The following is an 11,394-nucleotide window of genomic DNA, read 5'->3' on the forward strand; positions in this document are numbered from 1 at the left end:
AGCCGGCCGAACGAAATTCCGTTTCGCCCCAGTTTTCGGTCTCGACATCCTGATCGGTCAGAAGCTCGGCAAGTTCGTCGCGACGTTCCATGGGCAGAACAGCGGCGATTGTGTCGAGGTGCTGGACGCGGCGATCAAGAGCAGTCTGAGTAGGCAGCCTAGTCTCCATGGGCAATAGGTCCAAGTACCTTCACACCCTCTTTTCGAGCTGCCGCCGCCAACTTACGATCGAGTGTGGCAAGCTCAAGCTGTTCAAGAACAGCCAATGCGAGATATGCAGCGTCGTATGCGCTAAGTTGGTATCCTCGCGACAAACGAACAACTTCGGAATCGTCGCCGGGCCCGGACAATTGCAACGGTAGGGCCCGTAGCCTTGCCAAACCTGAATAGATTAGATCGCTGGAGATGCGGCCGCGACGTTCGGCGCTCAGGAGAATGCTGCGGATTTCATGGATGAGAAGGTCAGGCGCAAGCGCATCATCATCTGCCATGCGCGCCAGGGTCTCGTCTGCCAGCGCGTTCTCTTCGTCTGGAAGAAGCCAGGCTCCGACAATAGACGCATCAACGACGAAAGGCATCAGCGACGACCTTCCTGCTTCCAGGCCTGGATCTCATCATGTGTGACGGGGCTGCTCTTGGCGCGGAATGCTTTTACAGCCTCAATTGCGGAAAGGCGCTGGCGTCGCTCGTTCATAGCCACCAGGCGCGCTACGGGATCGTTGCCGCGGGCAATGATGAAGTCCTCGCCAGCTTCAACGCGCACGAGCAGTTCGGAAAGATGGGTCTTGGCTTCGGCAACCTTTACGATTTGCGTCACGGCGCGGCTCCTCAGTTCTCTTTGTTTGTCGAGATTGCTCGAAATTAAGGCAAGACACCGGGATGGTCAACCAGTTGACCATCTGACACCTATAAGGGCCGACGTAGTGAGATGGCATCAACAAGTGCAAGGAATAGTCAGGCCGATTACAGCGGATTGACCTACTCCCGGATTCTCGGACATCGAATGAGGCGGTTACAATCTTCAAAGCGCAGCCAAGTGCGCTCTCCCTCTTCCGATCAGTAGGCGTACAATACAGAAGGCAGCAGGAAAGGGACCTTTAATTGCGCAGGTTACCGTGGATGCACCTAGCTAAAAAGTGCTTCCTTGCTTTGCGTCTGCCTTTAGCGGCGCTGCTCCTGAACGATTTCTGTTATGTAGGCCGAGCTTAGGCCACGGCAACATCCTGGAACACGAGTGTAGCCCCGACGATCCCGACATCGGTGTCCTGGTCAGTCGGAAATTCGGCTAGTCTAGTCAGAACCAATTGTTTGCCTGGGTTCAGAACCGTCAATGTAACGTTCACGACCACAGATGCGTTAGCACTGTCATAGACTCGGAAAGATGCGGTGTCTGTTCCGAAGAAGTCCTTGTTGGGTGTGTAGGTGCTTTCCCCGTTCAAGGTGTTAAGCAGCAGACTTCCGTGATCGACGCCGCCTGCAATGGTGAAGGTCAAACGATCGTCGTCGACATCGAAGGCCTGGATCTTGAACGATACGGATTGGTTCAAAGAGGTCGTTGCGGACAGATCCTTGGTGGTCGGCGCATCGTTGACGGGTTTGATCGTGATGAAAGCGGTTGCCGATGTGGTTCCGCCCTTTCCGTCGCTGACGGTGTAGGTGAAACTGTCGCTTCCGAAGAAGTCCTTGTTGGGCGTGTAATCGAACTTGCCGGTCTGCGCATTGAAGAGGACGCTTCCGTTTCGTGGACCGTTGCCTGCCTCAATGCTGAAGCTCAGGGTATCGCCATCCGCATCGCGTGTAACCGGTGCAATGCTGACAGGATTATCCTCGTCGGTCACGGAAGCTATGTCAGACGCTGAAGGAGCGTTATTAGGGGCTGGTGGTTGAACGGCACCACCCGATGTATCGCTTTCAGTCGCAAGGCCTTGGCCGGCAAGGCTGGCAACTTTTAAGATTGCAGCGTCAACCGCTGCAATTGTCGCGGCATTGTCCTTGTTGATGGTCGAGATGAATTCGCGTGCGAGCATAGCCGCGCCGTTTCCGGTGTAGGCGGAAACTTCCGATGGAAGATCAAGACGTGAAGTGAATAGGTTAGCAGCGCTGATCTTGGCGTTCACTGTCGCGAGGTCGCTGCCTTGTGCGCCATCGAGAATCGCAATCGCAATGTTATTGATAGTAAAGCGGCCAGCCTGAATCTGTTTGACCCAGTAGCCAATCCCCTCGGCCTCGCCAGGTCTGCCGAACAGACTTTCATAGATCGAGTTGACGACCTGCTCGTAAGTCATTCCAGAGAAGCGGTGTCGGTTGGCAGTTAACCGTGAGAATGCGACCGCTTTGAGCCGGATTGGCACTTAACGTGAGAATCAACCTGGGAAGATTCTCAGATTAGTTTCAGTTGGGATGACGCGGTTGACCGAAAGGTACGCCTCGTAATCTCGTTGATGGCACTTCTGAAACGCATCTTGTTCTCGCCCCTCATTCGTCCGCAAAGCATTTCGAGCATCTCTGGTCCTGAGCGCTCAACCATGGCTATTCCGGCCAGCAGAGCCGGCCGCAGGTGCAGGGGCAGGATTGGGCATGACGACATTGGCAGACTCTTCCGATCAACGATATCATCGAGATCAGGAATGAGTGCGCCAAGCACCCGGTAACGCCATGGCTCATAATTTCCAAAGGTGGGGTTCTTCACGCGGCGCATCAGCAAAAGTTGTGCAATCCTGGCCGGTGATACCCAGGTTCGAGCTTTTCGTGAGGCCTCATCGTGGAGCAGTCGTTCGCCGATGAGAGCCGTTGCGCTATAGTGACCGAAGGTTGAGGCGCAGTTAGGCCCCGAGGGGCTCTGGAGCAGGTTGCCGCAGAGAGCACAGGTGATACGCCAGCCGAAAAGCTGACTTCGAAGAATTGCTCTCGGTTCCGTCTTTGCGGGATAACAAGTTGAGCATGACTGTATCGTATCCGTCGCAATCAGGCACCGCGACGACCGGGCGATATCTGTGAAGGTGGTGCGGCGGATCGTTGCCTTATCCACGCATAGTATGTGCGCCAGGCGGAGGATCTGATTTTCGTTGAGATTAAGATCGGTGGCGCGCAGGGATGGCGTCCCAGAGAGGCAATGCCGAAGCATGGTCAGGGGAGGGACACCATAGAACTGTGCATGCCGAGCAACCCACGACGACAGCAGCTCATCGGTGCAGGGAGCCAGTGTTACCGGCAACTGCTGGGGAGCTTGAAGGTCATGCGAAGGCGGCTTCCGCATCAAACTCCGGCTCCCATCTCTCGACAGTTGCGTCCGTAATTCTCTCTTGGCCGCTTTCTATGGCCTCGATGGCGAGTATGTTTAAGATATGGAAGAGGTTTGCGGTGATGCCCTCGGATATCTGCAACATCCGCCGTAGCGATTTTGCGGTCAACACCGACGGCTGGCGCAGGGGCGTGTTGCGCAGGATCAAAGCGATCAGGATCTCGAACTGATCGTTTGCAGCCCAGCGGCTTAGGGTGAACTGTTCAAAGCGGCGGGCCAATTGCACATCGCCACCGATCGCTTCGCGGGCATCATTGACGCCAAAGCAGACGAGGGAGATCTGAAGTCGGTTGCTGAGGAAGCGCAAGGTGTTGAGGACGATGCGTTGCTCGCGATAGGTTCCGGCGAGGATGTTGTGCACCTCGTCAATCACTAACACCTGAACGCCGATCGCCTCCATGATGCGCATCGCCGCCTGCTCCATCTGGGCAATATCGGCGCGTGGTCGTTGCGGTGCGCCGAGAAGGGTTAGCAGTTCCGCGTAGAACCGTCGTTCGCCGGGTCGGCTGGTCATTTCCATGGCCAGAACAGGTGTCTTCAACTTGCCAGTAAGAGAACTGAAGCTCGGAGGATGCTGATCACGGAAACGCTTCATGATCATTGTCTTGCCCATTCCGCTGTCGCCGTAGATGGCGAGCGAAGGCATGCGTGTGCCGCGTGGATGATTGAGCAGTTGGTTGAGCCGTTCAAGCACCTGCTTGGCGCGCGGATAAACCAGCCAGCGGCGTGATCTGATCGCTCTGATAGTACCGGCTGATCGTTGTCCGAATGATCTCCTCCCGCCTGTCATCTAATACCCGATGGCCTTCTGGTCGGCCGGGCTTGCGCTCCACCAGGCTCATCACGGTCCCACCGGCCCGGAATAGCTTGATGAGGCGGTATGCAGTCGCTTGACTGATTTCGAGCTCGGCCCCAAGCAGTGCCACTTCCGCCACCGACATCTTGCCAGTGCGGCCGTTCAGGAACTTTCGAATTGCGTCTGCGCGTCGGCACGCTTCATCCCAAAGCGCCTCGTCAACTTCGTCTGGAAATGGCTCACTCACAGCAAAACACCGTCGATTGCCTCGATCGTCTGATTCTCACATTAAGTGATCAGATCCGCCCAAAGTTCTCAAGTTAAGTGATCATTCGCAAATTTGGTGCCCCGCTATCTCTCTGAAATCTTTGAGGTCGATTCTCGGGATTAAGTGCAAAGCGACATCATTTAATACGGGTTACATGATAGTATTGTCCAAATATTGATTTGTGCGGCTATAGCTTTCTGCTTGTGATAATAGCGAGGATGCAGCGAAATCATCCTTCGATTTGTGTTTGAGCTTCTCAGCGACGGAATTCGCTATCACGGACCTTTGGTATCAGTGCTTTGGTAGCGGAAGTTCTCCGGCTGTGGTCAACAAGCCGTTAATCAGCAAAATTTTCTGCAAGTCCGCCAGATATCATCCACCCTGCGCAAGCCGGTCCCAATTCGTCCAAGGCACGTTGTTCGAAGCTCACGCGTGCTTGTGGCGACAGGACATCGGTCCATCGGCCGTTTTGCCCTTTGTTGAAGAATGCCTTCCCTTCGTCTTTCCAGAGGCCGGATCCATGAGGAACATATAGCCGCGCATTGGCTCGCATCGAATCGAAGCTGCAATTGCTCAAGATGCTCGGCAATCTGTCCGCAGACAACGGAAGGTCAAGAAACGCAGCGATCCTCTCTATCTCGGCGCTCATGTTCGAAACCAGATCAGCATAGTGGACAAACAAGACGTTGGGCAGAGTTCGCGCCTGCCACCAGCTGCGCAAATTGTCCCAAAATGGCCAGAATGGATGTCCGTCCTTGTCAAGCCAGGCATCGAAAAAATCACCGATGGGTAATTGGGCCGGAGCAAGCACTCTCAATTTGCCGGATGCAGCCGCACTCTCGCTGGAGAGGAGTTGCGCATCCGGACGAGTCGCATTCTGGTGGTCGAAAAGGCTCAATGCGATATCGCGGCCATCACGCGCCAGATAGATGTATTTCGCATCGTCCGAGAACGCCAGCGCATCGACAGGAAGATGCGTCTTGAAAAAGCGACGATGGCTCTGCGCCTGGAGCAAGTCCAGTTTCGTCCTCCTGTCCGGATAGACGGAATCGATCCAGGGCGAAATAGCGGCAACATCAACATCCTCACCAGTATTGAACATCAGCTGCGCGACGATCTGTTGAGCAAGTGTCGTTCCTGCCTTGGCGTAACTTGCGATGACGATGTCATCTTTGCGATAGTTGAAATCGTCCCAGACAGTGGGATCAAAGAACCGGTTGACGAAACTCCGTTTCTTGAAGGGTCGGTCAGTGATGTCCATAATACGCCTCAAAAAGAATGTCAGCCAAATGCAGATATGCGCAAGTCATTCAGATAATTGCGGGTCGTGATCTCCAGCTCTTCAGGCACCCGCTCGGGCATGGCGCGCCTTCCGAAAAGCCGCCAGCGCGACTTCTTCACGCGCGCATGGAGCCATGGATAGGGCTTGTCAGGGACCTTCAGACCAAGAAATGTGCAAAGCGGCTCCCACCCGTCGGAAGGCTGGAGGACAAGCAGTCTTTCTGCAGGAACTTCGTCAATCACGGATTGATTCCAGCGGCGAAAGTAATCAGTCATGAAAGTCCGGTCACCGATGCGATCACCGAAGTCTTTCCGCAAGAAATCGCTTAACGCGAGACCATCCCGGCCCAGCAAGGTGCCCTTCCTGACGACGGGAAAGATCGTCTCACTCACGGAGTCGAACCAGGCATCTGGATCGCGCACAGTCAATATGACCTTGGCTTGCGGATAATGCGCCAGCAAATCGCGCCAAAAGAGACAGCCTGGATAGTCGACGCTTGCGCGATATCCCTCGAAGATCAGGTCCCAATCAGCGGAACCGCCAATCGCATCGTTCCAGAGCGGCAAAGACCTGCGGACCGTCGCCGCGATTTCCATGATGTGATAGCATGGGGCTGCGCCCAGATGCTCCAGTGCCAGCTTCAGGGACAAGGTGCCGGTTCGGCCCAACCCGACGCCAATTACAGAAAGGCTCATATTGTCTCCACCATTGTTCGTGATTGTCGACTGAACGAGCATTCATCTGTGCCGCCCATCGTTTCGCCCGCGAACACGCGCGGCATCAGGGCCAGTTTCACGTTCAAGGGCCGCAGAACGAGAGCCGGATAAGCCTTCGCCCTCGTTTTCGACGGTGGCTCCAGGATAAATCGCCTCAGAATGCAAACCAGTATGAGCGTCATATGCAAGAGGCTGAAATGCTCGCCGATACAACGCCGGATGCCGCCGCCGAAAGGAAAGAAGGCATAGCGTGGCAAGTGCTGCTGCAATGTCCCGTCCAGCCATCGTTCCGGCCTGAAGCGATCAGGCTCCTCAAAAAACCGGGCATTGCGGTGGTTGATCCATGGGCTGATCATCACTGCACTCCCAGCAGCGAGGTCGAAGTTGCCAAGAGTCGTATCCCGTGCAACGTTTCGCCCGGTTAGCCAAGCTGGTGGAAAGAGCCGCAATGCTTCCATCAACGCAGCGCGGGCTTGGGGAAATGCGTCGAGGTTCACGCTTCCCCCGCCCGTCGCCCATTCGACGCCGCTCAACAGGTCTGCTTCCGCAGTAACTCGGTTCAGAACCTCCGGATGCGACGTCAGCAGATGCAAGGCCCAGGCGAGTGCAGCCGACATGGGCTCCAGCCCCGACAGGACCATCGCGCAGAATTCGTCACAAAGCCATTCTGCATCTTCAAGGGAGGCACGGTTGACAAATGACATGCCCAATTCGGCTGCTCTACCGCGCGCCTGCTGCTGGCCTGCTCTGGCAAGGGCCGCCTGTGCAACGGTCTTGGCTGATTCTCGAGCGGTCTTCAGCCGTGAAGCAGTGCGATCAAAGAGATTGAACGGAAGACGCACCGGATCGCGAGTTTTCAGGATAATCGCTTCAGACAGGGCTATGAATGCCGCTCGGTCCTCCCTGTCCAGCGCCATGTTCAGAAGAAACTGACAACCCACATCGAAGCACAGTTGTTGCAGAAGAGGCCGGATGTCGCGTGAGGTGGGTCCCGTCTGCCATTGCGCGAGATGCGACTCGGTCAAAGCGAAGGTCGACTGTAATGCGGAGGAAACTTGTCTCAGACTGAAATCTGGCTGCATCGCTTTGCGTTTGAAGGCCCAGTCATCGCCGGAGCTGTTCATCACAGAGGATGGAAAACTCACCATATCCCTGTTTTCGGGCGATCCGGATTTCAGGAAGAGGTCGTTGCGATCATGTAGAATAGCTTCAATGAACTCCGGTGAAGTCACGATGTAAAGGCCATCGTCCATCGAAATAATCGGGCTGTCGATTCTTTGACAAGAGGACAAAAATGAAAGCGGATCCCACCGAAAATGAAGACTATTACTGAAAAGCCTTCCTCTGCGAATTTCAGGTATTGTTTGTCGACGGAAATTGGTGGGTGCCATTGCGAAAGCAGCTGCCAAGAATTGCGAGCGAGCCACTTCGAGCCCTGTTCATATTCAGACTGTCCCCCGGGTTTGCAAGGCAAATCCCGGAGGATGCACCTTATCAGTAGGTGTAGATGTAACGTGGCTTGCTGCGCTTCAGACCAGAGACGCCCAACAGAGATACAAAGAACTTTTTCATATTCATACTCCTATATTTTATCCATGCACAGTACAATAGTGCAACTATTCAAATATAGATTTCCCATTGATTTGAGTCAATAAGTCATAGCGCGGAATTTAATGTGATACAAGCTAATAATAAATACTAATAAATGCATATACTAGATAGAGAAATCCGGATTAGATTTACAGCAGGATAATTTTGAAATAGGATGAGCTTCATTTTATATTTAAAAAAACAGAATTAAAGAATCTTTTGATAAAGCGTTCGAGAATTTACGGAGATTTTTCCATGGACGATCTTTTGCATGGTTCGCAGAACACGTTCTGGCAGAACCACACCCTAGATCGAAAAACGCGCGCGGTCCAGAAGTCGCAACGACCTCGGATCCTGTGGTTTACCGGACTGTCCGGTGCGGGAAAGACTACGATCGCCAACCATGTCGATGTCTTGCTGCACGCAGCCGGTAAACACACCTTCATCCTTGATGGCGACAATCTGCGGCACGGACTTAATCAGGATCTTGGGTTCACGGTCGCGGATCGCATCGAAAATATCAGACGGACCGCGCATGTCGCAAAGCTCATGCTCGACGCGGGTCTGATCGTTCTTGTATGTCTGATTTCTCCCTATCGCCTGGAGCGTCGCATGGCACGGGATCTGGTGGAGTCTAGGGAGTTTATCGAGATCTTCGTCGATACTCCGATTGGAGTCTGCGCCGAACGTGATCCGAAAGGTCTTTATAAACAGGCCTATGCCGGGGAGATTCGCGGCTTCACGGGAGTGGATGATGTCTATGAGCCACCGGCCTCGCCGGAACTTCATCTGCGAACGGTTGGGACAACCCCCACGGATCTGGCGAAGCAAATCGTCGCGCATCTGGATTTGGCATGATCGAGTCATTGGGGTGCAAGGCGATTTGCCGTTGCTGTTCATGGAAAAGTCGTCGTTTGCGAGATCGGGTGGGCTTCCCAACTCAGATGACCGGTTTTGGCCTGCCTGACAGGTTGAATCTACTCAGTGCGGCGCGGTCGATTAATTTGTGGAGCTTAGCCTCTCGCAGGTTTTCGGGCCTGACCATCAGCGTGGGATTGTTGCTCCTTATGCGGGGTAAGCATTCATTCGAATGCCACTGCTCAAAAGCTTAAGCACCAATCAGAGGATGATTTCAAATATCTTCGTCGCAAACATTGCCCGATGTCGCGATCGCTTGGTTTCTTGCACGTTATTTGGAAGTAAAACCTGTTCTGCTCCCAATTTCGGTAGCCCGGGCCACAGCACGCCATGAGTCAAGATCCAGGAATTTTATGAAAGCTCCGAAGGCGCGAGCTTTCGGCAGATGGCAGGACTAGCTTAAAACATGCCGGACACTGTCTTGAATTTAAGCCACAGGCTATTGCCGCCGTAGGTTCGCCGCTCATTCCAGCATCCTCGACGCCCTGCCACTGCGCCTCTGAGCGTGGTTATAATACTCTGACGCCTGCTGCACTGAGCGGTGTCTTGACTGCTCCATGGCTTCTGGCAGCGGAATGCCGCGATTGGCTGCTTCGGTGAGATAACCGGAGCGCAGGCCATGGGCGGAAAACTCAGTGGGGTCCAGCCCGGCCATTGCAGCGCGTTGCTTGACGATATCGCTGATCGCCTTCGGATCYAGYGCACGGGCTGAGACATTGCCCCAGCGATCGATGGCGCGAAACACGCTGCCTTTGTCTATCCTGCCAGCCTTTAGCCAGGCATTCAGCGCATCGACGGGTCTCGTCGCTGTCGGCACCACTCGTCTTGGTGCGTCCCAGATGGATGGACAGCGAGGGCAGGGGAGATGAGCCTTCGACAGGGATCGGATCTTCCGGAGTGAGCTGTTCCTTGCGCAGCCCCGCCACTTCGCTGCGACGACGACCGCCGGAGGCGAAAGCGACCATCAGGATCGCCTTGTCTCTCACATCGCGCAGGCTGTCGGTGCGACAGGTCGCGATGAGTTTTGACAGAATATCTCCGGTCACGGCCTTTGCACTTTTGCGCTTCCTCGGTCGCGGCGTCGCACGCACGGAGAGCCGGATTGCGGACTTCAGGGCAGGAGAAGCAAAGGCACCCTGTAACCCCCGCCACTTGGTCAGGGTCGACCAGGTCGCCAGTCGCCGGCGAACGGTATCGGGTGCGTGGGGGCCTACTGTTCGCAGGAACCCCTGGATGCGAAGCTTTTCTTCGACGTCCGACGGCATGCCATGATCCGGATCTGAAAGACGCTTTTCCGGATCCCATAGGTGATGGGCGACAAACTTCAGAAGCAGTGCTTCTGGTACAGGCCAAGGCAGAGAGAGCCCCGTTGAAGCAAGCGACCATGCCTGCAGATAGGCGAGATCCGAGGTCAGCGCCCGCAGCGTGTTGGCACCCATGCCCTCATTGACCAGATGGCGCAGCGTCTCGACATCCTGATCGGTCAGAAGCTCGGCAAGTTCGTCGCGACGTTCCATGGGCAGAACAGCGGCGATTGTGTCGAGGTGCTGGACGCGGCGATCAAGAGCAGACATCCTGATCGGTCAGAAGCTCGGCAAGTTCGTCGCGACGTTCCATGGGCAGAACAGCGGCGATTGTGTCGAGGTGCTGGACGCGGCGATCAAGAGCCCTGTCGTGAGCCTCCGTCATGTGATGGAAGATGCCGGGTGCAGTTTCAGGTCGGTTTGGGAAAAGTCGCGGCCCTTGAAAAGCAGCGGTGCTTTGGCCACGGCGGCGACTGCGTAGGAGAAACAATCGCCCATGTTGAGGTTAGCCGAATGGCGGCCTTTACCGTATCGGTCTAGCGCGGATTCAGCCTCACGAAAGTGCTTCTCGCTGAAGGCGATCGGCATGATATTTGGCGCGTCAACGAACCGGGAAACAATGTCAGCTGCATTGGAAAAACGTTTAGCTGTCAGAACCGTTCTGGTTTCGAACAGAGTAGGCCAGCCGATCACAATCTCTTCTTGCCGTAGGACCGACTTGAATGCTTCTGCTTCCGGCTCCTCAAGGACGATTGCGACAAGAACCGAGGTGTCGATCACAATCATATAGGCAGGCCATTTTCATCATAAAGATCATCATGCGCAGAGGTGGTGCCAGCCGGAACATTGTGGCGGCCTTCTGCTGCAAGCTCCCATACGGCATCCAACGGGTGCTTTTTATCCTGCTGCCTCAATTCGACATCATAACGCTCCAGCGCAAGTTCAACGAGGCGGTTGATCGGCTGGCCGGTCCGGCGGGAGAGTGCATGGGCCAGTTCACGGGCCTTGCTGCTGCGGATGGAAAGTTGGGGTTCGGACATGGTGTGCCTCTTCAAATGGTAGCTTCAACATAGTGCCTTCCGCGCAAGATAGCAAGAAAACGACTGGTGATGGCTAACCATCGATAAGGGTTACTTATCGATGGTTAGAGCGTTAACCGGAAGTCATACCATGTGAGGAACCGCAATAACCAGATAGAGTTTCTTTAGCAAATCATTTA

The 11,394-nt window shown here is 54.8% G+C and carries 11 protein-coding genes and 4 pseudogenes; 1 reads left to right on the plus strand and 14 read right to left on the minus strand.

The window, feature by feature from the left end:
* The 10 genes and pseudogenes from ASD54_RS27510 to ASD54_RS11860 form a co-directional block, all read right to left on the minus strand.
* Positions 1–169 (minus strand): annotated as a pseudogene (locus ASD54_RS27510) (integrase); the annotation flags it as partial.
* Positions 159–578 carry a type II toxin-antitoxin system VapC family toxin gene (locus ASD54_RS11820; RefSeq protein ID WP_062554830.1) on the minus strand — a complete coding sequence of 140 codons (420 nt, stop codon included), beginning with the start codon at positions 576–578 and terminating at the stop codon, positions 159–161. The pseudogene ASD54_RS27510 and the gene ASD54_RS11820, both read right to left, overlap by 11 nt.
* Positions 578–817: a type II toxin-antitoxin system prevent-host-death family antitoxin gene (locus tag ASD54_RS11825; protein WP_062554831.1), complete on the minus strand. Its 240-nt coding sequence runs from the start codon at positions 815–817 to the stop codon at positions 578–580. The genes ASD54_RS11820 and ASD54_RS11825 overlap by 1 nt, the downstream gene beginning before the upstream one ends.
* Positions 818–1,205: 388 nt before the next feature.
* Positions 1,206–2,285 carry a cadherin-like domain-containing protein gene (locus ASD54_RS11830; protein ID WP_062554832.1) on the minus strand — a complete coding sequence of 360 codons (1,080 nt, stop codon included), beginning with the start codon at positions 2,283–2,285 and terminating at the stop codon, positions 1,206–1,208.
* 95 nt (positions 2,286–2,380) lie between these two features.
* Positions 2,381–3,256 carry a TniQ family protein gene (locus ASD54_RS26160; protein ID WP_082547187.1) on the minus strand — a complete coding sequence of 292 codons (876 nt, stop codon included), beginning with the start codon at positions 3,254–3,256 and terminating at the stop codon, positions 2,381–2,383.
* Positions 3,234–4,046 (minus strand): annotated as a pseudogene (locus ASD54_RS11840) (TniB family NTP-binding protein); the annotation flags it as partial. The gene ASD54_RS26160 and the pseudogene ASD54_RS11840, both read right to left, overlap by 23 nt.
* The gene (locus ASD54_RS11845; protein ID WP_244484747.1) at positions 3,988–4,344 is read right to left on the minus strand and encodes a helix-turn-helix domain-containing protein; all 357 of its coding nucleotides are present in this window, start codon (positions 4,342–4,344) and stop codon (positions 3,988–3,990) included. The gene ASD54_RS11845 and the pseudogene ASD54_RS11840, both read right to left, overlap by 59 nt.
* A 358-nt stretch (positions 4,345–4,702) precedes the next feature.
* Positions 4,703–5,626, minus strand: a complete 924-nt coding sequence (locus tag ASD54_RS11850) for a sulfotransferase domain-containing protein (RefSeq protein WP_062554834.1) — start codon at positions 5,624–5,626, stop codon at positions 4,703–4,705.
* 20 nt (positions 5,627–5,646) lie between these two features.
* Positions 5,647–6,342, minus strand: a complete 696-nt coding sequence (locus ASD54_RS11855; RefSeq protein WP_062554835.1) for a sulfotransferase family protein — start codon at positions 6,340–6,342, stop codon at positions 5,647–5,649.
* Positions 6,339–7,616, minus strand: coding sequence for a cytochrome P450 (locus ASD54_RS11860; protein ID WP_062554836.1), 1,278 nt, complete (start codon positions 7,614–7,616; stop codon positions 6,339–6,341). The genes ASD54_RS11855 and ASD54_RS11860 overlap by 4 nt, the downstream gene beginning before the upstream one ends.
* Before the next feature lie 613 nt (positions 7,617–8,229).
* Between ASD54_RS11860 and cysC the strand changes: the two are divergent.
* Positions 8,230–8,811 (plus strand): annotated as a pseudogene (gene cysC / locus ASD54_RS11865) (adenylyl-sulfate kinase); the annotation flags it as partial.
* Between the two features lie 523 nt (positions 8,812–9,334).
* Here cysC and ASD54_RS11870 read toward each other — a convergent pair.
* The 4 genes and pseudogenes from ASD54_RS11870 to ASD54_RS11880 all read right to left on the minus strand — a co-directional run bounded on the left by ASD54_RS11870 (position 9,335) and on the right by ASD54_RS11880 (position 11,215).
* Positions 9,335–10,445, minus strand: a pseudogene (locus tag ASD54_RS11870) (site-specific integrase).
* A complete protein-coding gene (locus tag ASD54_RS27440; RefSeq protein ID WP_280139183.1) occupies positions 10,432–10,560 on the minus strand; it encodes a hypothetical protein in 129 nt (42 codons plus the stop codon). The pseudogene ASD54_RS11870 and the gene ASD54_RS27440 overlap by 14 nt, the downstream one beginning before the upstream one ends.
* Complete coding sequence (locus ASD54_RS11875; RefSeq protein ID WP_062554838.1) at positions 10,557–10,961, minus strand: type II toxin-antitoxin system VapC family toxin; 405 nt, start codon at positions 10,959–10,961, stop codon at positions 10,557–10,559. The genes ASD54_RS27440 and ASD54_RS11875 overlap by 4 nt, the downstream gene beginning before the upstream one ends.
* Positions 10,958–11,215 carry a type II toxin-antitoxin system VapB family antitoxin gene (locus tag ASD54_RS11880; protein ID WP_062554839.1) on the minus strand — a complete coding sequence of 86 codons (258 nt, stop codon included), beginning with the start codon at positions 11,213–11,215 and terminating at the stop codon, positions 10,958–10,960. The genes ASD54_RS11875 and ASD54_RS11880 overlap by 4 nt, the downstream gene beginning before the upstream one ends.
* Positions 11,216–11,394: the final 179 nt, after the last annotated feature.

The sequence above is a fragment of the Rhizobium sp. Root149 genome, assembly GCF_001427345.1.
In the GTDB taxonomy this organism is placed as follows: Bacteria; Pseudomonadota; Alphaproteobacteria; order Rhizobiales; family Rhizobiaceae; genus Neorhizobium; species Neorhizobium rhizoryzae.